General features: G+C 61.9%; 26 protein-coding genes. 19 read left to right on the top strand and 7 right to left on the bottom strand.

Going from position 1 to position 20,826, the window contains the following annotated elements; all coding sequences use genetic code 11:
* Nucleotides 1-13 precede the first annotated feature (13 nt).
* Genes gspG through MKS11_RS16955 form a run of 9 tightly spaced genes read left to right on the top strand, consistent with a single transcriptional unit; the run spans nucleotide 14 to nucleotide 6,083 of the window.
* Nucleotides 14-436: a type II secretion system major pseudopilin GspG gene (gspG, locus tag MKS11_RS16995; protein ID WP_004204417.1), complete on the top strand. Its 423-nt coding sequence runs from the start codon at nucleotides 14-16 to the stop codon at nucleotides 434-436.
* The gene (gene gspH, locus MKS11_RS16990) at nucleotides 436-951 is read left to right on the top strand and encodes a type II secretion system minor pseudopilin GspH (protein ID WP_004204416.1); all 516 of its coding nucleotides are present in this window, start codon (nucleotides 436-438) and stop codon (nucleotides 949-951) included. The genes gspG and gspH overlap by 1 nt, the downstream gene beginning before the upstream one ends.
* The gene (gene gspI, locus MKS11_RS16985; RefSeq protein WP_069734362.1) at nucleotides 948-1,313 is read left to right on the top strand and encodes a type II secretion system minor pseudopilin GspI; all 366 of its coding nucleotides are present in this window, start codon (nucleotides 948-950) and stop codon (nucleotides 1,311-1,313) included. Before gspH ends, gspI begins: the two co-directional genes overlap by 4 nt.
* Nucleotides 1,310-1,906: a type II secretion system minor pseudopilin GspJ gene (gene gspJ, locus MKS11_RS16980; protein ID WP_064189489.1), complete on the top strand. Its 597-nt coding sequence runs from the start codon at nucleotides 1,310-1,312 to the stop codon at nucleotides 1,904-1,906. Before gspI ends, gspJ begins: the two co-directional genes overlap by 4 nt.
* Complete coding sequence (gene gspK / locus MKS11_RS16975; protein ID WP_077259420.1) at nucleotides 1,903-2,883, top strand: type II secretion system minor pseudopilin GspK; 981 nt, start codon at nucleotides 1,903-1,905, stop codon at nucleotides 2,881-2,883. The genes gspJ and gspK overlap by 4 nt, the downstream gene beginning before the upstream one ends.
* On the top strand, nucleotides 2,876-4,072 hold the full coding sequence (gene gspL / locus MKS11_RS16970; protein ID WP_057213470.1) for a type II secretion system protein GspL: 1,197 nt from the start codon (nucleotides 2,876-2,878) through the stop codon (nucleotides 4,070-4,072). The genes gspK and gspL overlap by 8 nt, the downstream gene beginning before the upstream one ends.
* Nucleotides 4,065-4,550 (top strand): type II secretion system protein M, encoded by a 486-nt coding sequence (locus MKS11_RS16965; protein ID WP_004204409.1) that lies wholly within the window; start codon nucleotides 4,065-4,067, stop codon nucleotides 4,548-4,550. Before gspL ends, MKS11_RS16965 begins: the two co-directional genes overlap by 8 nt.
* Nucleotides 4,540-5,268 (top strand): type II secretion system protein N, encoded by a 729-nt coding sequence (locus tag MKS11_RS16960; RefSeq protein ID WP_053810754.1) that lies wholly within the window; start codon nucleotides 4,540-4,542, stop codon nucleotides 5,266-5,268. The genes MKS11_RS16965 and MKS11_RS16960 overlap by 11 nt, the downstream gene beginning before the upstream one ends.
* A gap of 14 nt (nucleotides 5,269-5,282) precedes the next feature.
* Complete coding sequence (locus tag MKS11_RS16955; RefSeq protein WP_049093658.1) at nucleotides 5,283-6,083, top strand: A24 family peptidase; 801 nt, start codon at nucleotides 5,283-5,285, stop codon at nucleotides 6,081-6,083.
* 47 nt (nucleotides 6,084-6,130) lie between these two features.
* On the opposite strand, the gene hrpB is transcribed toward MKS11_RS16955, so the two are convergent.
* Nucleotides 6,131-8,560, bottom strand: coding sequence for an ATP-dependent helicase HrpB (gene hrpB / locus MKS11_RS16950; protein ID WP_087771099.1), 2,430 nt, complete (start codon nucleotides 8,558-8,560; stop codon nucleotides 6,131-6,133).
* Nucleotides 8,561-8,632: 72 nt separating this feature from the next.
* Between hrpB and thpR the strand changes: the two genes are divergently transcribed.
* From thpR to panD, 9 genes are all read left to right on the top strand, one after another.
* Nucleotides 8,633-9,169, top strand: coding sequence for an RNA 2',3'-cyclic phosphodiesterase (gene thpR, locus MKS11_RS16945; RefSeq protein ID WP_004204405.1), 537 nt, complete (start codon nucleotides 8,633-8,635; stop codon nucleotides 9,167-9,169).
* Nucleotides 9,169-9,885: a DNA/RNA nuclease SfsA gene (gene sfsA, locus MKS11_RS16940; protein ID WP_004204404.1), complete on the top strand. Its 717-nt coding sequence runs from the start codon at nucleotides 9,169-9,171 to the stop codon at nucleotides 9,883-9,885. The genes thpR and sfsA overlap by 1 nt, the downstream gene beginning before the upstream one ends.
* 162 nt (nucleotides 9,886-10,047) lie before the next feature.
* Complete coding sequence (gene dksA, locus MKS11_RS16935) at nucleotides 10,048-10,503, top strand: RNA polymerase-binding protein DksA (RefSeq protein WP_002888845.1); 456 nt, start codon at nucleotides 10,048-10,050, stop codon at nucleotides 10,501-10,503.
* 59 nt (nucleotides 10,504-10,562) lie between these two features.
* On the top strand, nucleotides 10,563-11,444 hold the full coding sequence (gene gluQRS, locus MKS11_RS16930; protein ID WP_087771098.1) for a tRNA glutamyl-Q(34) synthetase GluQRS: 882 nt from the start codon (nucleotides 10,563-10,565) through the stop codon (nucleotides 11,442-11,444).
* 62 nt (nucleotides 11,445-11,506) lie between these two features.
* Nucleotides 11,507-12,901, top strand: coding sequence for a polynucleotide adenylyltransferase PcnB (gene pcnB, locus MKS11_RS16925; RefSeq protein WP_071592560.1), 1,395 nt, complete (start codon nucleotides 11,507-11,509; stop codon nucleotides 12,899-12,901).
* Nucleotides 12,898-13,377 (top strand): 2-amino-4-hydroxy-6-hydroxymethyldihydropteridine diphosphokinase, encoded by a 480-nt coding sequence (gene folK, locus MKS11_RS16920; protein ID WP_023319748.1) that lies wholly within the window; start codon nucleotides 12,898-12,900, stop codon nucleotides 13,375-13,377. Before pcnB ends, folK begins: the two co-directional genes overlap by 4 nt.
* Nucleotides 13,378-13,496: 119 nt before the next feature.
* Nucleotides 13,497-14,288, top strand: a complete 792-nt coding sequence (panB, locus tag MKS11_RS16915; protein WP_004204400.1) for a 3-methyl-2-oxobutanoate hydroxymethyltransferase — start codon at nucleotides 13,497-13,499, stop codon at nucleotides 14,286-14,288.
* An 11-nt stretch (nucleotides 14,289-14,299) separates the two neighbouring features.
* Entirely contained in the window at nucleotides 14,300-15,154 is an 855-nt protein-coding gene (gene panC, locus MKS11_RS16910) for a pantoate--beta-alanine ligase (protein WP_017901162.1), read from the top strand.
* 93 nt (nucleotides 15,155-15,247) lie between these two features.
* Nucleotides 15,248-15,628: an aspartate 1-decarboxylase gene (panD, locus tag MKS11_RS16905; RefSeq protein WP_004204397.1), complete on the top strand. Its 381-nt coding sequence runs from the start codon at nucleotides 15,248-15,250 to the stop codon at nucleotides 15,626-15,628.
* Between the two features lie 36 nt (nucleotides 15,629-15,664).
* Here the strand turns inward: panD and MKS11_RS16900 are convergent, their stop codons facing one another.
* From MKS11_RS16900 to MKS11_RS16885, 4 genes are all read right to left on the bottom strand, one after another.
* Complete coding sequence (locus tag MKS11_RS16900) at nucleotides 15,665-16,918, bottom strand: polysaccharide deacetylase family protein (RefSeq protein WP_087771097.1); 1,254 nt, start codon at nucleotides 16,916-16,918, stop codon at nucleotides 15,665-15,667.
* Nucleotides 16,919-16,976: 58 nt separating this feature from the next.
* Complete coding sequence (locus tag MKS11_RS16895; RefSeq protein WP_004204391.1) at nucleotides 16,977-17,417, bottom strand: PTS sugar transporter subunit IIA; 441 nt, start codon at nucleotides 17,415-17,417, stop codon at nucleotides 16,977-16,979.
* Nucleotides 17,418-17,539: 122 nt separating this feature from the next.
* Nucleotides 17,540-18,310 (bottom strand): ABC transporter permease, encoded by a 771-nt coding sequence (locus tag MKS11_RS16890; protein ID WP_004204389.1) that lies wholly within the window; start codon nucleotides 18,308-18,310, stop codon nucleotides 17,540-17,542.
* A complete protein-coding gene (locus tag MKS11_RS16885; protein ID WP_004204387.1) occupies nucleotides 18,307-19,233 on the bottom strand; it encodes an ABC transporter ATP-binding protein in 927 nt (308 codons plus the stop codon). The genes MKS11_RS16890 and MKS11_RS16885 overlap by 4 nt, the downstream gene beginning before the upstream one ends.
* 178 nt (nucleotides 19,234-19,411) lie before the next feature.
* Between MKS11_RS16885 and can the strand changes: the two genes are divergently transcribed.
* Nucleotides 19,412-20,074, top strand: coding sequence for a carbonate dehydratase (gene can / locus MKS11_RS16880; protein WP_004204385.1), 663 nt, complete (start codon nucleotides 19,412-19,414; stop codon nucleotides 20,072-20,074).
* A 55-nt stretch (nucleotides 20,075-20,129) separates the two neighbouring features.
* Here can and hpt read toward each other — a convergent pair whose 3' ends face one another.
* A complete protein-coding gene (gene hpt / locus MKS11_RS16875) occupies nucleotides 20,130-20,666 on the bottom strand; it encodes a hypoxanthine phosphoribosyltransferase (protein WP_004204384.1) in 537 nt (178 codons plus the stop codon).
* A gap of 4 nt (nucleotides 20,667-20,670) precedes the next feature.
* Nucleotides 20,671-20,799 carry a hypothetical protein gene (locus MKS11_RS16870; RefSeq protein WP_165474104.1) on the bottom strand — a complete coding sequence of 43 codons (129 nt, stop codon included), beginning with the start codon at nucleotides 20,797-20,799 and terminating at the stop codon, nucleotides 20,671-20,673.
* Nucleotides 20,800-20,826 lie beyond the last annotated feature (27 nt).

Below are 20,826 nucleotides of genomic sequence, written 5' to 3'. Positions count from 1 at the left end.
AATGGAGAAAACTATGCAACGGCAACGCGGCTTCACGTTACTGGAAATTATGGTGGTGATCGTCATTCTCGGCATCCTCGCCAGCCTGGTGGTACCCAACCTGATGGGCAACAAGGAGAAAGCGGACCGCCAGAAGGTGGTCAGCGATCTGGTGGCGCTTGAGGGGGCGCTGGACATGTATAAGCTGGACAACAGCCGCTACCCGAATACCGAACAGGGTCTGCAGGCGCTGGTGACCGCCCCGGCCGTCGAGCCGCATGCCCGCAACTACCCGGAAGGCGGCTATATCCGCCGCCTGCCGCAGGACCCATGGGGAAATGAGTATCAGCTGTTAAGCCCCGGTCAGCATGGCGCCATCGACGTCTTCAGCGTCGGCCCGGACGGGATGCCCGACACCAATGACGACATCGGCAACTGGACCCTCGGGAAGAAATAGTGTCTCAGCGCGGTTTCACCCTCCTGGAAATGATGCTGGTCCTGCTGCTGATCGGCGTCAGCGCCAGCATGGTGCTGCTGGCGTTTCCCTCCGCCCGCACCCAGGAGGCCACGCAGATCCTGGCGCGCTTTCAGGCGCAGCTGGATTTTGTCCGCGAGCGCGGGCAGCAAACCGGCCAGCTCTTCGGGATCGTTATCCACCCTGACCGCTGGCAGTTTATGCGCCTGCAGCCTGCCGACGAAGGCGCCCCGGCGGCGGCTGACGACCGCTGGGGCAACGCGCAGTGGCTGCCGCTGCAGGCCGGGCGCGCCACCACGGCGGAAACCCTCCCGCGGGCCAGGCTGACGCTGCGCTTTCCCAACGGCCAGGCGTGGACGCCGGGCGAGCAGCCCGACGTGATCATCTTTCCCGGCGGCGAAGTCACCCCGTTTCAGCTGCGGATTGACGCCGCGACGGGCATCAACATCGACGCCCAGGGCGACAGTCAGCCGCTGGCGGCGCGGGAGCAGCCATGAAACGCGAGAGCGGAATGACGCTTATCGAAGTGATGGTCGCGCTGGTGATTTTCGCCCTCGCCGGCCTGGCGGTGATGCAATCCACCCTGCAGCAGACGCGGCAGCTCGGGCGTATGGAAGAGAAAGTCCTCGCCAGCTGGCTGGCGGATAATCAGCTGGTGCAGCTGCGGCTGGAGAAACGCTGGCCTGCCCTCAGCTGGTCTGAAACCACCGTGGAGGCCGCCGGGACGCGCTGGTTCGTCCGCTGGCAGGGGGTGGAAACCGCGCTGCCGCAGCTGCGGGCGCTGGACGTGGAGGTCCGGCGGCAAAAAAGCGATCCCGCGCCGCTGGCGACTCTGCGCACCTGGGTGACGCCGCCATGATAACGAAAATGCGCGGTTTCACCCTGATTGAAACGCTGCTGGCGCTGGCTATCCTCGCCGTCCTCAGCGCCGCCGCCGTGATGGTGCTGCAGAACGTCATCCGCGCCGATGGCCTCACCCGTGAGAAGAGCCAGCAGATCGCCGCCCTCCAGCGCGCTTTTCGCCAGATAGCCGACGATGTCACGCACATCATTCCCCGTCGCGCCAGAAACAGCGACACGCTTTTCTTTGCCGGACGTTTTCAGTTGCAGAGCGATGACTGGGGGCTGGCCTTCAGCCGCAGCGGCTGGCCGAATCCGCTGGGGATCCTCCCGCGCTCGGAGATCCAGAACGTCAGCTACCGCCTGCGCCAGCAGCAGCTTGAACGGCTGAGCTTCGATCAGCAGGATCCGCTGACCGGCAGCCAGCCGACGGTCCGGGTGCTGCTGCGCGGGGTGACGGCGTTTCGCCTGCGGTTTTATGCCGACGGCCGCTGGCAGGAGACCTGGGACCGCTCGCAGACGCTGCCGCAGGGGCTGGAGATCACCCTGACCCTGGCGAACAGCGGGGAGATAACCCGCCTGTTTTTACTTACCCCGGGGGGCGGCCAGTGAAAAATCGGCAACGCGGCGTCGCGCTCCTGATGGTGCTGTTCATCCTCGCCCTGATGATGATCCTCGCCAGCGCCATGACCGAACGCACCTCGGTCATGTATCAACACACCGCCGTGACCCTCGATAATCTGCAGGCCAGATGGTACGCCCTGGCGGCGGAAAACATGGCCGCCGCGCTGCTGCAACGCGACGCGCTGGACTCGCCCAGTCAAACGAACCTGGCGCAAACCTGGGCGCAGGAGGGACGCCGCTTTACCCTCGACGAGGGCGAAATCCTCGCCACGATCCGCGACGGGCACGCCTGCTTTAACCTCAATGCCATCAACCATCGCGCGGATGAGACCAGCGGCGAAACGCCCTACCCGACCGACGTCTTCGTCCGGCTGCTGGCGCTGCTCGGCGAATCACCGCTGCGCGCCAGCCAGATCGCCGCCGCCCTCGGCGACTGGACGGACAGCGACGGCCAGCCGCGACTGAACGGGGCGGAGGACGAGGTTTATATGGCGCAAACCCCGGGCTATCTCGCCGCCAACCAGCCGATGCAGGACGTCAGCGAGCTGCGCCTGCTGGCCGGTATGGACGCCGCGCTCTATCAGCGCCTGCTCCCCTTCGTCTGCGTCCAGCCGGATGACGCGCTGCAGGTCAATGTCAACACCCTGCGGCCCTCACAGGCCGCCCTGCTGGTGGCCCTCTTTCCCGGCGATCTGACGCTGCAGGAGGCGCAACAGCTGTTGCACAACCGCCCGCGAACCGGGTGGAGCAGCGTCGCCGCGTTTCTCGCGCAGCCTACGCTGCAGAAAACCGATACCACGCTCGCCCGCCCCTGGCTGACGGTGCGCAGCACACGCTTTATCGCCGCCTTCACCGTGGTGACCGGCAACCTTCGCTTTCAGCTGCACAGCGTCCTGCAACAGGAGGGGCGCGCCTTTACCGTCGTCCAGCGGCGATACGGACTTTCTATGGTGGTTGATGAATAAGTTTAACGCTTCCCCCCAGGCCATGCTGATCGTGCGCTTCGCCCCCGGGCAGGCGCCGCTGCACTGGCAACTCTTCGCCCCCGGCGATCCGCATCACGAAGCCCGCGGCCGGTGGCCGGCTGACGACGCCAGCCCTTTCCCGGCGCTGGCGGCGCATTATCCAGCCTGGGTGCTGATCCCGGCCAGCGACTGCGCGTTTCACCCCCTCAGCCTGCCGGCGGGCCTGCGTAAACCGCCGCTGCAGGTGGCCCCGTTCCTGTTGGAAGAGCAGCTGGCCGACGATGTGGAAGCCACCCATTTTGCCCTGCTCCACCGCCAGCAGGCCCAGTGCGAGATCGTCGCCGTGCAGCGGCAAAAAATGCGCGACTGGCTGGCGCGCTGCGAGTCGCTCTCCCTACGCCCCCTGGCGTTGACGCCCGATGTGCTGGCCCTGCCCTGGCAACCGCCGGCGTGGAGCGCGGTGCAGGTGGACGAGCAGTGGCTGATCCGCCACCAGCCATGGAGCGGCATGGCGGCGGAAAGCTCCTGGCTGGCGGAGCTGCTGCAGGGCGAGGCGGAAGAGCACGTCATCGACAGCTATTCGCCGCCGCCCGCGGCGCCGGGAGCGTGGCGCGCGCAGCCTGCGCAGACGCTGCTCTCCCTCGCCGCAAATCATCCGGCGGCGCAGAAGCTCAGCCTGCTGCAGGGAGAGTTTGCCATCCGCCGTCGGCAGCCTGCGCAGGGGAGCTGGCGTCCGGCGCGGTATGCCGCGCTGGCCCTGGCGCTGCTGGCGGCGGTGAATAGCGTTCTGGATCATCGCGATCTGGCGCGCCAGGCCGAGGCGGCCCAGCAGGCCAGCCGGGCCTACTATCATCGCTGGTTTCCTACGGAGAAAAAGGTGATTAACCCGCGACTGCAGATGCAGCAGCATCTGCAAACCCTCGCCCGTCAGGCGCAGCATGCCCCCCTCGTCGACCGCCTCAGCGCGTTGCAGAACATCATCAGCGACACGCCGGGGATCCGCCTGCGGGCGCTGAGCTGGGATGCCGCGGGCAACCGTCTGCAGCTGGATATCGCCGCGGCCTCTTCCCGGGCGCTGGAGCAGTTCACCCAGCGGGCGCAGCCGCGGTTTCGCGTCCGGCCAGGCGACATGACCACGAAACCGGATGGCATTGAGGGACAACTGACGCTGGAGGAAAACGATGGCTAATCTGTTTATCTGGTGGCGGCAGCGCACGCCGTCGGAGCAGCGCCTGCTGCTCGGACTCGCGGGGCTGCTGGTGGTGTGCGCCCTCTGGTACGGGCTGTGGCAGCCCTGGCGAGCCCGCGAGGCGCAGTGGCGGCAAACCCTGGTGAAAGAACAGGCCAGCCTGCGCTGGATGACGCAGCAGGGGCCGCGCCTGCAGCAGCTCAGCCAGCAGCCCGCGCCGGCGGCAAAAGAGGCGCTCACCGCGCTGGTGATGCGCGAGGCGGCGAGCCACGGGCTGGAAGTCGTTCGTCTGCAGCCGCAGGGAAAACGTCTTCAGGTCACCCTTCAGCCCTGCGCCTTTCAGGCGCTGATGGACTGGCTGGACGCCCCGGCGATGCGCGGCGTCAACGCGGTCTCGCTATCCGTAACCGCACAGCCGTCGCGGCCGGGCTGGGTCACGGTCAACCATCTGCTGCTGGAGCGCGACGATGAAAGCTAACGGGTTCGCGGTTGGGCTACTGCTGGCGCTCTATCTGCTGTGGTTGACCGCCACCGCCCCGGCGCGCCTGTTAGTCCCGATGCTGCCGCCCGAGGTACAGGTGGCCAACCTCAGCGGCAGCATCTGGCGCGGCGCGGCGCAGTCAGTCTCCTGGCGCGGCGAACGACTTGAGCGGCTGACGTGGTCGCTTACCCCGGCTGGCTGGCAGATCGCGCTCAGCGATCCCCGCGGCGTGGAGGGTCAGGCCCGGCTGTGGGGCATCCGCGATCTGCGCCTGCAGGAGGGGCGGCTCACCGCCCCCGCCAGCCTGCTCGGTCGCTGGCTAACGCCGACCATGCCCGTCAGCGCCGACGGAGAGGTCACTTTCAGCCTGGCCGAAGCGCACTTCAGCGAGGGGCGCTGTCAGCAAATCACCGCCGGACGCGCGCAGTGGCGTCAGGCCAGGCTGCACTCTCCGGTCGGTAGCCTGGAGTTAGCCCAGGTCAGTGGCACCTTAAGCTGTACGGCGACCGGCGCCGTGGCGCTGGCCATCCGCCAGGATTCTCATCAGCTGAGCCTCAGCGGCCAGGGCACCCTGTCGCCCGATGGCCGCTATCTGTTTCACGGTACGCTACAGCCCAGACAGGGGATACCGCCCCTGCTGGCGCTGCTGGTCACCCGCCCGATGGCCAAAAACGACCCGGGCCCGACGCCGTGGCAGCTGCAGGGAAAATGGTGATTAAAGGAGCAAAAATGACGACATTAGCCGCATTATCCCTGCATTTCCCTCTTATCTGGTATGGCTTTCTGCTGCTGTTCGGCCTGGCGCTGGGCAGCTTTTACAACGTGGTGATCTACCGTCTGCCGCGCATGCTGGCCCAGACCGCGGACGACGAGCCGCTAACCCTCAGCACGCCGGGCTCATCCTGTCCGCAGTGTCGCCAGCCGATAGCCTGGCGGGACAATATCCCGTTGCTCAGCTTCCTTTGGCTAGGCCGTCGCGCCCGCTGCTGTCAGGCGCGCATCTCGTGGAGCTATCCGCTGACCGAGCTGACCACCGGCCTGCTGTTTATCCTCGCCGGGGCGCTGCTCGCGCCGGGACTGGCGCTGGCGGGCGGCCTGGTGCTGCTCTCCTTTCTGCTGATACTGGCGCGGATTGATGCCCGGACCCAGCTGCTGCCCGATCGCCTGACCCTGCCCCTGCTGTGGGCCGGACTGCTGTTTAATCTTAACGAGGTGTACATTGCCCTGCCGGACGCGGTCGCCGGGGCGATGGCTGGTTATCTGGCACTGTGGTCGGTCTATTGGCTGTTCCGCCTGCTGACCGGCAAAGAGGCTCTGGGCTATGGCGATTTTAAGCTGCTGGCGGCGCTGGGCGCCTGGTGCGGCTGGCAGGCTCTGCCGCAGGTGCTGTTGTTCGCCTCGGCCAGCGGGCTGATGTGGACCCTGCTGCAGCGCCTGTGGACCCGGCAGTCGCTGCAGCAGCCGCTGGCCTTCGGCCCCTGGCTGGCGCTGGCGGGAGGGGGCGTTTTTCTCTGGCAGCAGATGGTCTAGCGTGAGTGGTTCGACTGGCCGGGCAGAATGCCGCCCGGCGCCTGGGGCTACGAATATTTTTTGCTGCGCCGGGTCGGGGCGGCGTTGGCCGGATCGTCCGGCCAGACGTGTTTCGGATAGCGTCCCTTCATCTCTTTCTGTACCTCACGGTAGCTCCCCTGCCAGAAGGCGCTGAGATCGCGCGTGATCTGCAGCGGACGCTGAGCGGGCGACAGCAGCTCCAGCACCAGTGGCACTCGCCCCTCGGCGATAACCGGCGTCGTGGCCTCGCCGAACATCTCCTGCATACGCACCGCCAGCGCCGGCGGGTTCTCCGCATGGTAACGGATCGCCAGACGGCTGCCGGTCGGCACGGTATAGTGCGTCGGCAGCTCGCGATCCAGCTTCTGGCGCAGCGGCCATGACAGCCAGTCCTGGAGCGCCTGCCGCAGATCCAGCGCCTTCAGCGCCCGCAGCGAGTGAACGCCGTTCATCTGCGGCAGCAGCCATGCCTCCAGCGAGGCCAGCAGCGAAGCGTCATCCACCGCGGGCCACGCCTCTTCCGGCAGCCATTGCGCCGCACACTGCAGCCGCAGCCGCAGCTGCTCGGCCTCTGGCGTCCAGTTGAGCACACCGAGGCCTTTCTCACGAATCCCGTTGAGCATCGCCTGATGCAGCTCCGCCTCAGAGGGCTTCGCCAGCGGCTGGGTCTTAATCACCAGCTGGCCCGTCACCGTCCGCCGCCAGGCTTTCAGCGTCCCCTGCGCTTCATCCCACTCCACCGTGTCGGAACGCTGCGCCAGCTCGGGACGGGCGGCGATCAGCTCGCCGATATCCACCGGCAGAGCCAGCAGCATGCGGGCATCCGGTGAGGCGCTGCCCTGCAGCAGCAGCGGAGCGATCAGCCACTCATGGCGGCCCAGCGCGTCGTCGGCGTCCAACATCGCGCCCATACCGTTCGCCAGCTGATAGCGTCCCTCCTGACCGCGGCGGCGGGCGATGCGGTCGGCGAAGGCCGACGCCAGGAGCGCAGCCATTCGTCCCGCATCGGGCTGGCCGCTGCGGCAGGCCAGACGCTTCATCAGCTGCTGCGCGCGCTGCTGCCAGTTGGCCTGCTGACGGGAAAAGACGGCGCCCAAATCCACCAGCCCTCCGCGCGGCGGCTCCTCAAGGATCGCCGCCAGCCTGGCCGCCGTCGCCACTTCGTCATCGGTCTGCGCAGCGGCCAGCATCGCCGCCAGCCGGGGCTCGTTGCCGAGGGTGGCCATTTTGCGGCCAAACGCCGACAGCCGCTCGCCGTCCAGCGCCGAGAGCGCCTCCAGCAGGCGGCGCGCGGCAGCCAGGTTCACCGCCGGCGGCTGATCCAGCCAGGCCAGCGAGGCCGGATCGTGGCAACCCCACTGCAGCAGCTCCAGCAACAGCGCCGACAGATCGCTGTGCAGGATCTCCGGTTCGCTCTGCGCCGCCGCTCGTTCGGCCTGTTCTTTGCCGAGCAAATGCAGGCAGATCCCCGGGGAGAGACGACCGGCGCGTCCGGCGCGCTGGGTCATCGATGCCTGGCTGATGCGCTGCGTCACCAGCCGGGTCAGGCCGGTGCGCGGGTCAAAGCGGGCAACACGCTCCTGGGCGGTGTCGACCACCAGGCGGATGCCCTCGATGGTTAAACTGGTCTCAGCAATGTTGGTGGCCAGCACCACTTTGCGCTTCCCGGCCGGCGCCGGGAGGATCGCTTTGCGCTGCTCGCTTAGGGGCAAAGCGCCATACAGCGGGCAGAGGATGACATCCTCCGCCACGCGCTCCGTCAGCTGTTCCTGAACGCGCTGGATCTCGCCGACGCCGGGCAGAAACAGCAGCATCGATCCCTGTTCATGCCGCAGGAGCTCCGCCGCCGCTATCGCCACCGCCTCATCAAAACGCTGGTGCGCGGAGAGCGGGCTGAAGCGACGCTCCACCGGATAAGCGCGCCCCTCCGAGACCACCACCGGCACCTCAGGCAGCAGACGCTGCAGGCGATCGTTATCAAGGGTCGCCGACATGATGAGCAGTTTGAGATCGTCACGTAACCCCTGCTGGACATCAAGCAGCAGGGCCAGCGCCAGATCCGCCTGCAGGCTGCGCTCGTGAAACTCATCGAGGATCACCAGCCCCACGCCCGTCAGCTCGGGATCGCGCTGGATCATGCGCGTCAGGATCCCCTCCGTGACCACCTCCAGGCGGGTCTGTGGCCCGACGCAGGTTTCGGCACGCATGCGGTAACCCACGGTCTCCCCTGGCTTTTCGCCGAGCAGTTCAGCCAGCCGCTGCGCGACATTGCGCGCCGCCAGACGCCTAGGCTCCAGCAGGATAATGCGTCCCGCGATGTTACCCTCAGCGAGGATCTGCAGCGGCAGCCAGGTCGACTTCCCGGCGCCGGTCGGCGCGTTGAGCAAAACCTGCGGCGCATGCTGCAGGGCGGATAACAGTTCTGGGAGGACGGCGGCAACCGGCAATGAGGACACAAAAGGCTCCGGGGGTTAACATTCAGGGGCTCGCATTGTAGCATCCCCCTAATTCATTACCGAGTCTCTATCATGTCTGAGCCGAAAAGGCTGTTTTTTGCGATTGAACTGCCGCCTGCCGTCCGCAAACAGATTGTCCAGTGGAGGGCAACGCACTTCCCTGAGGATGCCGGCAGGCCCGTCGCGGCGGATAACCTTCATCTGACGCTGGCGTTTCTCGGCGAGGTGAGCGCGGAAAAACAGCGGGCGCTGTCTGCCCTCGCCGGCCGCCTCCAGCAGCCGGGCTTTACCCTGACGCTGGACGATGCCGGACAGTGGCTGCGTTCGCGGGTGGTCTGGCTCGGGACCCGTCAGCCACCGCGCGGCCTGCTGCAGCTTGCCAGTATGCTGCGCGCTCAGGCGGCGCGCAGCGGCTGCTATCAGAGTCCGCAGCCGTTTCATCCGCACATTACCCTGTGGCGCGATGCCCGTCAGGCGGTGCCGATCCCGCCGCCCGGCTTTCGCTGGACGTTTCCGGTGAACGAGTTCGTGCTCTATGAATCCAGCTTTAGCCGCGGGCGCACGCGCTACACGGCGCTGGAACATTATCCGTTTGATAAGGAAAATTGATGCAGTTTGATCCGCCGTTGCAACCCGCCATTTTGCTTAAACGTTACAAACGTTTTCTTGCCGACGTGGTGACCCCCGATGGCCGCGAATTGACGCTCCACTGCCCAAATACCGGTGCCATGACCGGCTGCGCCGTCCCGGGCGACACCGTCTGGTATTCCACTTCTGACAATGCGAAGCGCAAATATGCCCATACCTGGGAATTAACTGAAACGCAGCAGGGCGCCGTTATTTGCGTCAACACGCTGCGCGCGAATACGCTGGCGAAAGAAGCAATTTCCGCCGGAATAATCCCTGAACTTTCCGGCTATAACCAGCTGAAAAGCGAAGTGAAATATGGCGCTGAGAATAGCCGTATCGATATTATGTTACAGGCAGATGATCGCCAAAACTGCTATATTGAAGTGAAATCGGTTACGTTGGCGGAGAAAGAATACGGTTATTTTCCTGATGCGGTGACTATGCGCGGACAGAAGCACCTGCGGGAGCTGATGGCCGTCGCGGCAAATGGCGACCGCGCGGTGATTTTATTTGCCGTCCTGCATTCGGCAATTGACCGTTTCTCTCCCGCGCATCATATTGATGCCAGATACGCACAGCTGTTAACAGAAGCCCGCGACAAGGGGGTGGAAATTCTCGCCTGGAAAGCGGAACTTTCTACGACGAGGATGACTCTGAATAAGCCGATCGCCGTGGTGTTAAACCCCGGTAAATAAGTGGCTAAATAGTGTTCGGGTCGCAAGCGCGAATACGCTTTTCTTCACAGGGTTGTCAAGTGTAACGTTTAGATAATTGCTATCCGGAAAAGCATCTGCTATTTATAGCGGCCTGATTTTCCCCCACATGGGGATCGATAGTGCGTGTTAAGGAGAAGCAACATGCAAGAAGGGCAAAACCGTAAAACATCGTCCCTGAGTATTCTCGCCATCGCTGGGGTGGAGCCGTACCAAGAGAAACCGGGCGAAGAGTATATGAACGAAGCCCAGCTGGCGCACTTCAAGCGTATTCTTGAAGCATGGCGTAATCAACTCAGGGATGAAGTGGATCGCACCGTATCGCACATGCAGGATGAAGCTGCTAACTTCCCGGACCCGGTAGACCGTGCCGCCCAGGAAGAAGAGTTCAGCCTGGAGCTGCGTAACCGCGACCGCGAACGTAAACTGATCAAAAAGATCGAGAAAACGCTGAAAAAAGTTGAAGACGAAGACTTCGGCTACTGCGAATCCTGCGGCGTGGAGATCGGCATTCGCCGTCTGGAAGCGCGTCCGACAGCGGATCTTTGCATTGACTGCAAAACCCTGGCGGAAATTCGCGAAAAACAGATGGCGGGCTAATCCCCTGCTGCCTCACTCTCTGGCGGGAGTCTCTCCCGCCTGGTTCTGTTGTCCGTACCATGACTGACTCACGCTATATAGGGCGCTTTGCTCCCTCCCCCTCCGGCGAACTCCACTTCGGCTCTCTGATCGCCGCGCTCGGCAGCTACCTGCAGGCCCGCGCGAACCAGGGTATCTGGCGCGTTCGTATTGAAGATATCGACCCGCCGCGCGAAGTCCCCGGGGCCGCCGACACCATCCTGCGCCAGCTCGACCACTACGGTCTGCACTGGGACGGCGAGGTGCTCTGGCAGTCGCAACGGCACGAAGCCTACCGCGAGGCGCTGGCCTGGCTGAGCGAGCAAGGGCTGAGCTACTACTGCACCTGCACCCGCGCGCGGATCCACGCCGTAGGCGGGATCTATGATGGTCACTGCCGCGACCTTGGGCTGGGGGCGGAAAACGCCGCGCTGCGTCTGCGCCAGACCCGTCCGGTTCTGCAGTTCACCGACCGCCTGCGCGGCACGCTGGTCGCCAACGAGCCGCTGGCGCGAGAAGATTTTATTATCCACCGTCGCGACGGACTGTTTGCCTACAACCTGGCGGTGGTGGTCGATGACCACTTTCAGGGGATCACCGAGATCGTCCGCGGCGCCGATCTGATTGAGCCGACGGTGCGGCAGATTTCGCTGTATCAGCATTTTGGCTGGCAGACACCGGACTACCTCCATCTGCCGCTGGCCCTCAATGCCGACGGCAATAAGCTCTCTAAACAAAACCACGCGCCGGCGCTGCCGGAAGGCGATCCGCGCCCCGAAATCGTCCGGGCGCTCCGCTTTCTGAATCAGGAGATCGCCGGGGAGTGGCAGGCCCTGAGCATCGATGATTTACTCGCCCAGGCCGTCGCCAACTGGCAGCCGGCGAAAATCGAGCATTCTCAAATGGCTCCCGCTGAGCTATGATTAGCCGCTATTTTTACACTGTACAGTTGATCTGAAGTCCGTCTGACACTACGAGGTGCACCATTTTTACCCGAGTCGCTAATTTTTGCCGTAAGGTGCTAAGCCGTGAGGAGCGCGAGGCAGAAGCCGCCGTCGAACCAACGCCTATGACGGTGATCCCGCGTGAGCAGCATGCTATTTCCCGCAAAGATATCAGTGAAAACGCCCTCAAGGTCATGTACCGCCTCAACAAGGCGGGCTACGAGTCCTGGCTGGTCGGCGGCGGCGTCCGCGACCTGCTGCTTGGCAAAAAGCCAAAAGATTTTGACGTCACGACCAACGCCACGCCGGATCAGGTACGCAAGCTGTTCCGCAACTGCCGTCTGGTTGGGCGCCGTTTCCGCCTCGCGCACGTCATGTTCGGGCCGGAAATTATTGAGGTCGCTACCTTCCGTGGCCATCACGAAGGACACACTACCGATCGCGTCACCTCCCAGCGGGGCCAGAACGGCATGCTGCTGCGTGATAATATCTTCGGCTCGATCGAAGAGGACGCCCAGCGTCGCGACTTCACCATCAACAGCCTCTATTACAGCGTGGCGGACTTTACCGTTCGCGACTACGTCGGCGGCATGAAGGATCTGCAGGACGGCGTGATCCGCCTGATCGGCAATCCGGAAACCCGCTATCGCGAGGATCCGGTACGCATGCTGCGCGCGGTGCGCTTCGCCGCCAAGCTGGATATGACCATCAGTCCGGAAACGGCCGAACCGCTGCCGCGGCTGGCCGCCCTGCTCCACGACGTGCCGCCGGCGCGCCTGTTCGAAGAAGTGCTCAAGCTGCTGCAGGCCGGGCATGGCTATCAGACCTACCTGCTGCTGCGGGAATACAACCTGTTCCAGCCGCTGTTCCCGACCATCACCCGCTACTTTACCGAGCGCGGCGATAGCCCGATGGAGCGGATCATCAACCAGGTGCTGAAGAACACCGATACCCGCATTCGTAACGACATGCGCGTCAATCCGGCCTTCCTGTTCGCAGTGATGTTCTGGTATCCGCTGCTGGAGACGGCGCAGAAAATCGCCCAGGAGAGCGGTCTGGCGTACTATGACGCCTTCGCCCTGGCGATGAACGACGTACTGGACGAAGCCTGCCGTACGCTGGCGATCCCTAAGCGCATCACCACCCTGATCCGCGATATCTGGCAGCTGCAGCTGCGCATGTCCCGTCGCCAGGGCAAACGCGCCTGGAAGCTGATGGAGCATCCGAAATTCCGCGCCGCCTACGATCTGCTGGAGCTACGCGCTGGCGCTGAAAACAACGGCGAACTGCAGCGTCTGACCAAATGGTGGGGCGAATTCCAGGTCGCCGCGCCGCCGGCGCAAAAAGATATGCTCAACGACCTCGGGGACGATCCGGCGCCGCGCCGTCGCCACCGCCGTCCGCGCAAGCGCGCGCCACGCCAGGGTAACGCATGACCCTGGCCTATATCGCCCTCGGCAGTAACCTCGCTTCGCCACTGGCGCAGGTGCAGGCGGCTATCCACGCCCTGGGCGAAATTCCGCACAGCCGCGTGGTGAACGTCTCTTCGTTCTACCGCACGCCGCCGCTGGGCCCGCAGGATCAGCCAGACTATCTCAACGCCGCCGTCGCGCTGGAAACCACGCTGTCCCCTGAGGCGCTGCTCGATCACACCCAGCGCATTGAGCTGCAGCAGGGTCGGGTGCGCAAAGCCGAACGCTGGGGGCCGCGCACCCTCGATCTCGACATTATGCTGTTTGGCGATGCGGTCATTAACAGCGAGCGCCTGACCGTTCCGCACTACGATATGAGAAACCGCGGCTTTATGCTCTGGCCGCTGTTCGAGATCGCCCCGGACCTCCACTTTCCTGACGGCATGGCGCTGCGCGCCGTGCTGGATGATCTCGGCGCGGCAAAGCCCGCTATCTGGTAATTCCCTCTCCTTTTTTAGCATTTGCGGCGATCGTCGTAATCGGTTGCCCAAAATCATTGCCCCTCTGAATGCTGCTGTTAGAATGCCGGTTAATATGACTTTCATCATCAGGAAATGTTATGAAACCGACCACCATTGCCCTGCTGCAGAAATGCAAACAGGAAAAGAAGCGCTTTGCCACCATTACCGCCTACGACCATAGCTTCGCGAAGCTGTTCGCCGATGAAGGCATTAATGTGCTGCTGGTGGGCGACTCGCTGGGAATGACGGTGCAGGGTCACGACTCCACCCTGCCGGTCACCGTAGAAGATATCGCCTATCACACCCGCGCCGTCCGCCGCGGCGCGCCGAACAGCCTGCTGCTCGCCGACCTGCCGTTTATGGCCTACGCCACGCCGGAGCAGGCCTTCGAAAATGCCGCCGTCGTGATGCGCGCTGGCGCCAATATGGTCAAACTCGAAGGCGGCGCCTGGCTGGCCGAGACCGTGAAGATGCTGGCGGAACGCGCGGTGCCGGTTTGCGGCCATCTCGGCCTGACGCCGCAGTCGGTGAACGTCTTCGGTGGCTATAAAGTGCAGGGACGCGGCGATGCGGCGCAGACCCTGTTTGAAGACGCGTTAGCGCTGGAAGCGGCAGGCGCGCAACTGCTGGTGCTGGAGTGTGTCCCGGTCGCCCTGGCGAAACGCATCACCGAAGCCCTGACCATTCCGGTGATCGGCATCGGCGCGGGCAACGTCACCGATGGGCAGATCCTGGTGATGCATGACGCTTTCGGCATTACCGGCGGCCACATTCCGAAATTTGCCAAGAATTTCCTTGCCGAGGCGGGCGACATCCGCGCCGCGGTGCGGCAGTATATTGCCGAAGTTGAATCCGGGGTCTATCCGGGCGAAGAACACAGTTTCCATTAAGGAGTCTTGTTGTGCTGATTATAGAATCCGTGCTGCTGCTGCGTCAGCATATCCGCCGTCTGCGTCAGGAAGGCAAGCGTATCGCGCTGGTCCCGACGATGGGCAACCTGCATGATGGTCATATGAAGCTGGTTGATGAAGCCAAAGCCAGCGCGGACGTGGTGGTGGTCAGTATTTTCGTCAATCCGATGCAGTTTGACCGCGCCGATGACCTGGCGCGCTACCCGCGCACCCTACAGGATGATTGTGAAAAGCTGAACAAGCGTCATGTCGATTTTGTCTTCGCGCCGACGCCGGCGGAAGTCTACCCGCAGGGCACCGAAGGCCAGACCTACGTCGACGTCCCCGGCCTGTCCACCATGCTGGAAGGCGCCAGCCGCCCGGGCCATTTCCGCGGCGTATCGACCATCGTCAGTAAGCTGTTTAACCTGGTTCAGCCTGACGTCGCCTGCTTTGGCGAGAAAGACTTCCAGCAGCTGGCGCTGATCCGCAAGATGGTTGCCGACATGGGCTACGATATCGATATTATCGGCGTGCCGATCGTCCGCGCCAAGGATGGCCTGGCGCTAAGCTCGCGTAACGGCTACCTGACCACCGACCAGCGCAAAATCGCTCCCGGCCTGTATAAAGTGCTGAGCGCGGTGGCGGAAAAACTGGCCGCCGGCGACCGTCAGCTCGACGAGATCATCGCTATCGCCGAACAGGAGCTGAACGAGAAAGGTTTCCGCGCCGACGACATTCAGATCCGCGATGCCGACACCCTGCTTGAACTGACCGACGCCAGCCAGCGCGCGGTGATCCTGATGGCCGCCTGGCTCGGTCAGGCCCGCCTGATCGACAACCAGATCGTCACGCTCGGTCAGTAGACAGCGGGTAAAAATCGGGCAATACTTGCCCGGGCTTTTCTCAGGGCGGACGTCGTGTCCGCTCTGCTACATTAAGGTTGAAGGGTAGAAGTTATGATGCGTAATATGCTGCAGGGCAAGCTCCACCGCGTAAAAGTGACGCAGGCTGACCTGCACTATGAAGGTTCCTGCGCCATTGACCAGGACTTCCTGGATGCGGCCGGTATTCTGGAGAATGAAACCATTCACCTCTGGAACGTCACCAACGGCAACCGTTTCTCCACCTACGCCATTGCCGCCGAGCGGGGCTCCAGAATCATCTCCGTTAACGGCGCCGCCGCGCACTGCGCCAGCGTCGGCGATATCCTGATCATCGCCAGCTTCGTCACCATGTCTGACGAAGAGGCGCGCCGCTGGCAGCCCAACATCGCCTACTTCGAAGGCGACAACGAAATGAAGCGCCAGGCAAAAGCGATTCCGGTGCAGGTCGCCTGATGACCACGGCGCCGCGCTCAGGCGCAGCGCCGAAGTTTACCCCTGCGGCTGGTTACTGATCAGCCGCGACATCGTCTCCAGCGAATCCGTGCGTAAGATATATAACCGCTTTAGCAGAAACGGATTGTCCCCCGGCTTCACCTTCCCACGCACCGTCGTCACCGCCATATGAAACCCGGCGTCATTCGCCGCCTGCACCGCCGTGGCGTTATAGCCGCCGAAGGGATAGGAAAGGTAGAGCACATGTGGATTAAACTGGCTCAGCGCCCGGCGCGAGCGGGCAAAATCAAACAGAATATTATGGTAGTTGCGGCTGAATAAGATCGGCCGCCGGCTGGCGTCCACCCGGTGGAGAAAGTGGGTATGCGACTGAATGTCAAAGACGTCCTGGATCTGCCGGAGCTCAGAAATGCTCATGAACTGCAGCGATTTCGGATCCCATTGCTGCGGATGACGCTTAATACGCGATGAAATAATAAAGGCGGTGGCGTGGAAGCCATACTGTTTCAGCACCGGATAGGCGTAGCGATTTACCGATTTCAAGCCGTCATCGAAGGTGATGGCGACTGCCCGCGCCGGAAGGTTGATTTTATTGCGCACGTAGCCTTCCAGCTGATAGAGGGTCAGCGTGGTATAACCCTGATCCCGCAGCCAGGTCATCTGGTTATTAAAGGCGCGTACCGAGGTGGTGGTCGAGGTACGGCGGAAACGGGTGTTCTCTTCGTCACGCAGAATATGGTGATAGGTCAGCACGGGGATCCCGTTATCCTCCTGCGCATCCAGACTGCTGACCCACGCCAGCCGGTCGCCAATGCGGATCTGAAACCAGGTCTGATTGAGCCGGTCCTTCAGCTTGCTGAGGATCGGATAGCGCAGATTATTGGCCAGCGTGCCGAACGGCGCGCTACTCACAGAGGGAGCGTCATAGAGCGGCGTATCTTTCCAGGTGAGTAAATTCTGGTTACTCAGCGGCTTATTGAGATCCCCAAGACGGTCCTCCACCCGCTGCTTACCCTGCACTGGCTCCAGATGGCCCTTGTCAATAAACCCGGTGCCGAAGCCGAAGCGAAACTCATAGTAATCAGCCGCCGTCGGGACAACCGCGAGGATTTGCCCGGCACGCACATTGCCGACGCTGACCACATGGTTCCCCACCTGCGCCCAGATAACCGCGTCTTCGGTGGTTTGCATATAGCGCACAGGCTTGCCCTGCTGGCTAAGCAGACTGGCGGAGGCGCTGAGTGAGGTCAGTAAAAGAAGCAGAGTAAAAAATCGGGCAAGCATGCGCATCGAACCGGTAAACCATCAACGGCGGTTATTGTAACAAAAGCGGCATCTGTCCCGCTGCTTAATTTCCAAAGGTATCATGACGCAACCGGAACGGGGGGTTCTTCTGCTGCTGATGCCACAGGCTGCTCACCATCGGACCGCCCGCGCTGACGATAGCCTGGCGAAACGCCTCGCTGCTTAACGTATTCCGCAGCAGATACATTCGCTCAAGTAATGAATAGCTGACGCCGGAGATCACTTCGCAGTGGGTATGTTTGTGGCTCATCAGCGCCGCGGCCCGATAAGGCGCCGCGCCGGTTCTGTCGGTAAGGAAAATGACCCCGTCCCCGGAGTCGGTGGCATGCAGCGCATCGCACATCATCCGGCTCAACATATTGCTGCTGAGATTGCGCCAGTAATTGACCGCCCGGCACTGGGCCAGTGGACCAAATTTTTGTTCAAGACGATCCAGCATCTCCTGCGCCAGCTCATCGTGGCAGGTAATGACCCAACCAAGCATGCTTCCCTCCTTAGCCAGCCAACAATGTAGCAAGGGGAAGATGGCGTATCGGTGATGGCGGTCAAAGATAAGCGGTTAGCGCTTCGTGTATTGGCGTCCGGAAGCGCTAACCGTGATGAGTATCAGCTACGCAGGCCGCGGCCGCGCTGGATTAACGACCAGCAGAGGAGATAGAAGGCGACGATGAAGACCACCAGCACCGCAAAGGTGGTCACCAGCGGCACATCGTTGATACCGAGGAAGCCGAAGCGGAAACCGCTGATCATGTAGACGATGGGGTTCAGATGCGACAGCCCCTGCCAGAACGGCGGCAGCAGGGTCAGCGAGTAGAACACCCCGCCGAGATAGGTCAGCGGCGTCAGCACAAAGGTCGGGATCAGGCTGATGTCATCGAAGGTCTTGGCAAACACCGCGTTCAGCAGCCCGGCCAGCGAGAACAGCACCGCGGTAAGGAGCAGCGTCAGGGCGACAAACAGCCAGGAGTGAACCTGGAACGGCACAAAGAACAGCGACACCGCGGTCACCAGGATGCCCACGCACAGCCCGCGCGCCACCCCGCCGCCCACATAGCCGGCGATAATCACGTGCGTCGGCACCGGTGCCACCAGCAGCTCCTCAATGTTGCGCTGAAACTTGGCGCTGAAGAACGACGAGGCGACGTTGGCGTAAGCGTTGGTGATCACCGCCATCATGATCAGGCCCGGCACGATAAACTGCATATAGGTAAAGCCATGCATCTCGCCGATGCGCGAGCCGATCAGGTTGCCGAAAATCACGAAGTACAGGGTCATGGTGATCACCGGCGGCACCAGCGTCTGCACCCAGATGCGCATAAAACGGTGGATCTCTTTGGTCCAGATGCTTTTCAGCGCGACCCAATAAAGCTGCATCATGCTGACTCTCCTTTTCGCTCATGCACCAGGGTGACAAACAGCTCTTCCAGACGGTTGGCTTTGTTACGCATACTCAGTACCTGCACCCCCTGGGCGCTCAGCTGCGCGAAGACGCTGTTAATCCCCTGCTCGCGCAGGACCTCCACTTCCAGCGTCGAGGTATCGACCAGCTGATACTGGTAGCCCTCGAGCTTCGGCACCGGGCTTTTTGGCGCGAGGTCGAGAATAAAGGTCTCTGACTTCAGCTTCGACAGCAGCGCTTTCATCGAGGTGTTTTCCACCAGGGTACCGTGCTGGATGATGCCGATGTTGCGGCACAACATTTCGGCCTCTTCGAGATAGTGGGTGGTCAGAATAATGGTAGTTCCGCGATCGTTGAGATCCTTGAGGAAGCCCCACATCGAGCGGCGGAGTTCGATATCGACGCCGGCGGTCGGCTCGTCGAGGATCAGCAGCTTCGGCTCATGCATCAACGCGCGAGCGATCATCAGGCGGCGCTTCATCCCGCCGGAGAGCATCCGCGCGCGTTCGCTGCGTTTTTCCCACAGATCGAGCTGTTTTAAGTACTTTTCGCTGCGGGCGATGGCTTCTTTACGCTCAACGCCGTAGTAGCCCGCCTGGTTAACGACGATCTGCTGCACGGTCTCGAACGGGTTAAAGTTAAACTCCTGCGGCACCAGGCCAAGCTGGCGCTTGGCGTTGACGACATCTTTCTCCAGATCGTAGCCAAAGACATTGACCTGACCGGAGGTTTTGTTCACCAGCGAGCTGATGATGCCGATCGTCGTGGATTTTCCCGCCCCGTTCGGGCCCAGCAGGGCATAGAAATCCCCCGCTTCAACCTGCAGGTCGATTCCCCGCAGTGCCTGAACCCCGCCGGGGTAGGTTTTTTTGAGCTGTTTTAATTCCAGAGCAATGGTCATTAAATATCTCTTCTCGTGTCATGACACGTCATTAACCCGCCTGACTGACGTTTGCGCTGTACTCGCGCGGCCAGCGCATCTGCAGCCTGAAGTATCACGGGTTAAGATGGTTTTAAAAAAGGTGAGCTTACCCTATATTAGCGCAACGCACTTACTTGGTTACAGGCCGATAACGTCCATGAATGATATAGATACACTCATCAGCAACAATGCACTATGGTCAAAAATGCTGGTGGAAGAGGACCCCGGCTTTTTTGAGAAACTGTCGCAAACGCAGAAACCGCGCTTCCTGTGGATTGGCTGTTCTGACAGCCGCGTTCCCGCTGAGCGACTCACCGGCCTGGAGCCAGGCGAACTGTTTGTGCATCGTAACGTGGCGAATCTGGTGATCCACACCGACCTCAACTGCCTGTCGGTGGTGCAGTATGCCGTCGATGTCCTTGAAGTTGAGCACATCATTATCTGCGGCCACTACGGCTGCGGCGGCGTGCAGGCGGCGGTGGAGAACCCGGAGCTGGGGCTCATCGACAACTGGCTGCTGCATATCCGCGATATCTGGTTTAAACACAGCTCGCTGCTGGGGGAAATGCCGGAGGAGCGCCGTCTGGATACCCTTTGTGAACTGAACGTGATGGAGCAGGTATACAACCTGGGACATTCGACAATTATGCAATCGGCGTGGAAGCGCGGACAGAAAGTCACCATCCACGGCTGGGCATACGGCATTCACGACGGACTGCTGCGCGATCTGGATGTCACCGCCGTGAGCCGGGAAACCCTCGAACAGCGCTATCGCCACGGGATCTCCAACCTCAAGATCAAGCACATCAACCACAAATAGCCTTCAGACTTAGCCACTCAGGCGCGCGCGGCGCGCGCCTGAGTGGAATATCCCCTTACTCGTCCAGCAGGGTGACTTTGCCGATATACGGCAGATGGCGGTAGCGCTGAGCGTAGTCAATACCGTAGCCCACCACGAACTCGTCCGGAATGGCGAAACCGACGAACTCAACCGGGACATTCACTTCGCGGCGGCTTGGTTTATCCAGCAGCGTACAAATGGCCAGCGACTTCGGCTCGCGCAGGCTGAGGATCTCACGCACTTTAGACAGGGTATTGCCGGAGTCGATGATGTCTTCCACGATCAGTACGTCTTTACCACGGATGTCTTCGTCCAGATCTTTGAGGATTTTCACATCACGGGTGGTGGACATGCCGCTGCCGTAGCTCGAGGCGGTCATAAAATCGACTTCATGCGGCACCTGCACTTCACGGCACAGGTCGGCCATGAACATAAACGAGCCGCGCAGCAGCCCCACCAGCACCATTTCGCTGCCGCTGTCCTGATAGTGTTCGTTGATTTGACGACCCAGTTCCGCGATGCGCGCTTTGATCTCGGATTCCGGGATCATCACTTCTACAGTATGTTTCATAAGACTAACCATTTGATTCTAAATATAAATCATCAAAGCCGCTGCTTTCGCCCCGACGATGACCGGCAAGCCATCCAGTATACCAGCAAAAAGAAATCTGCGGTGCAGGGATTAATAAAGCCGTATTTGTGATTCCGATCACACTTGTTAAATCCTATAA

It is taken from the genome of Klebsiella sp. K5-45, assembly GCF_030128605.1.
In the GTDB taxonomy this organism is placed as follows: Bacteria; Pseudomonadota; Gammaproteobacteria; order Enterobacterales; family Enterobacteriaceae; genus Klebsiella; species Klebsiella quasipneumoniae.
Note: the sequence above shows the minus strand (reverse complement) of the source record. Positions and strands in the feature narration are given on the sequence as shown.

Bases quoted from the DNA above. Each gene is read 5' to 3' on its own strand.
- gspG (WP_004204417.1), top strand. From the start codon at position 14: ATGCAACGGCAACGCGGCTTCACGTTACTGGAAATTATGGTGGTGATC.
- gspI (WP_069734362.1), top strand. From the start codon at position 948: ATGAAACGCGAGAGCGGAATGACGCTTATCGAAGTGATGGTCGCGCTG.
- gspJ (WP_064189489.1), top strand. From the start codon at position 1,310: ATGATAACGAAAATGCGCGGTTTCACCCTGATTGAAACGCTGCTGGCG.
- gspL (WP_057213470.1), top strand. From the start codon at position 2,876: ATGAATAAGTTTAACGCTTCCCCCCAGGCCATGCTGATCGTGCGCTTC.
- MKS11_RS16965 (WP_004204409.1), top strand. From the start codon at position 4,065: ATGGCTAATCTGTTTATCTGGTGGCGGCAGCGCACGCCGTCGGAGCAG.
- MKS11_RS16960 (WP_053810754.1), top strand. From the start codon at position 4,540: ATGAAAGCTAACGGGTTCGCGGTTGGGCTACTGCTGGCGCTCTATCTG.
- MKS11_RS16955 (WP_049093658.1), top strand. From the start codon at position 5,283: ATGACGACATTAGCCGCATTATCCCTGCATTTCCCTCTTATCTGGTAT.
- thpR (WP_004204405.1), top strand. From the start codon at position 8,633: ATGTCTGAGCCGAAAAGGCTGTTTTTTGCGATTGAACTGCCGCCTGCC.
- sfsA (WP_004204404.1), top strand. From the start codon at position 9,169: ATGCAGTTTGATCCGCCGTTGCAACCCGCCATTTTGCTTAAACGTTAC.
- dksA (WP_002888845.1), top strand. From the start codon at position 10,048: ATGCAAGAAGGGCAAAACCGTAAAACATCGTCCCTGAGTATTCTCGCC.
- gluQRS (WP_087771098.1), top strand. From the start codon at position 10,563: ATGACTGACTCACGCTATATAGGGCGCTTTGCTCCCTCCCCCTCCGGC.
- folK (WP_023319748.1), top strand. From the start codon at position 12,898: ATGACCCTGGCCTATATCGCCCTCGGCAGTAACCTCGCTTCGCCACTG.
- panB (WP_004204400.1), top strand. From the start codon at position 13,497: ATGAAACCGACCACCATTGCCCTGCTGCAGAAATGCAAACAGGAAAAG.
- panD (WP_004204397.1), top strand. From the start codon at position 15,248: ATGATGCGTAATATGCTGCAGGGCAAGCTCCACCGCGTAAAAGTGACG.
- MKS11_RS16900 (WP_087771097.1), bottom strand. From the start codon at position 16,918: ATGCGCATGCTTGCCCGATTTTTTACTCTGCTTCTTTTACTGACCTCA.
- MKS11_RS16895 (WP_004204391.1), bottom strand. From the start codon at position 17,417: ATGCTTGGTTGGGTCATTACCTGCCACGATGAGCTGGCGCAGGAGATG.
- MKS11_RS16890 (WP_004204389.1), bottom strand. From the start codon at position 18,310: ATGATGCAGCTTTATTGGGTCGCGCTGAAAAGCATCTGGACCAAAGAG.
- MKS11_RS16885 (WP_004204387.1), bottom strand. From the start codon at position 19,233: ATGACCATTGCTCTGGAATTAAAACAGCTCAAAAAAACCTACCCCGGC.
- can (WP_004204385.1), top strand. From the start codon at position 19,412: ATGAATGATATAGATACACTCATCAGCAACAATGCACTATGGTCAAAA.
- hpt (WP_004204384.1), bottom strand. From the start codon at position 20,666: ATGAAACATACTGTAGAAGTGATGATCCCGGAATCCGAGATCAAAGCG.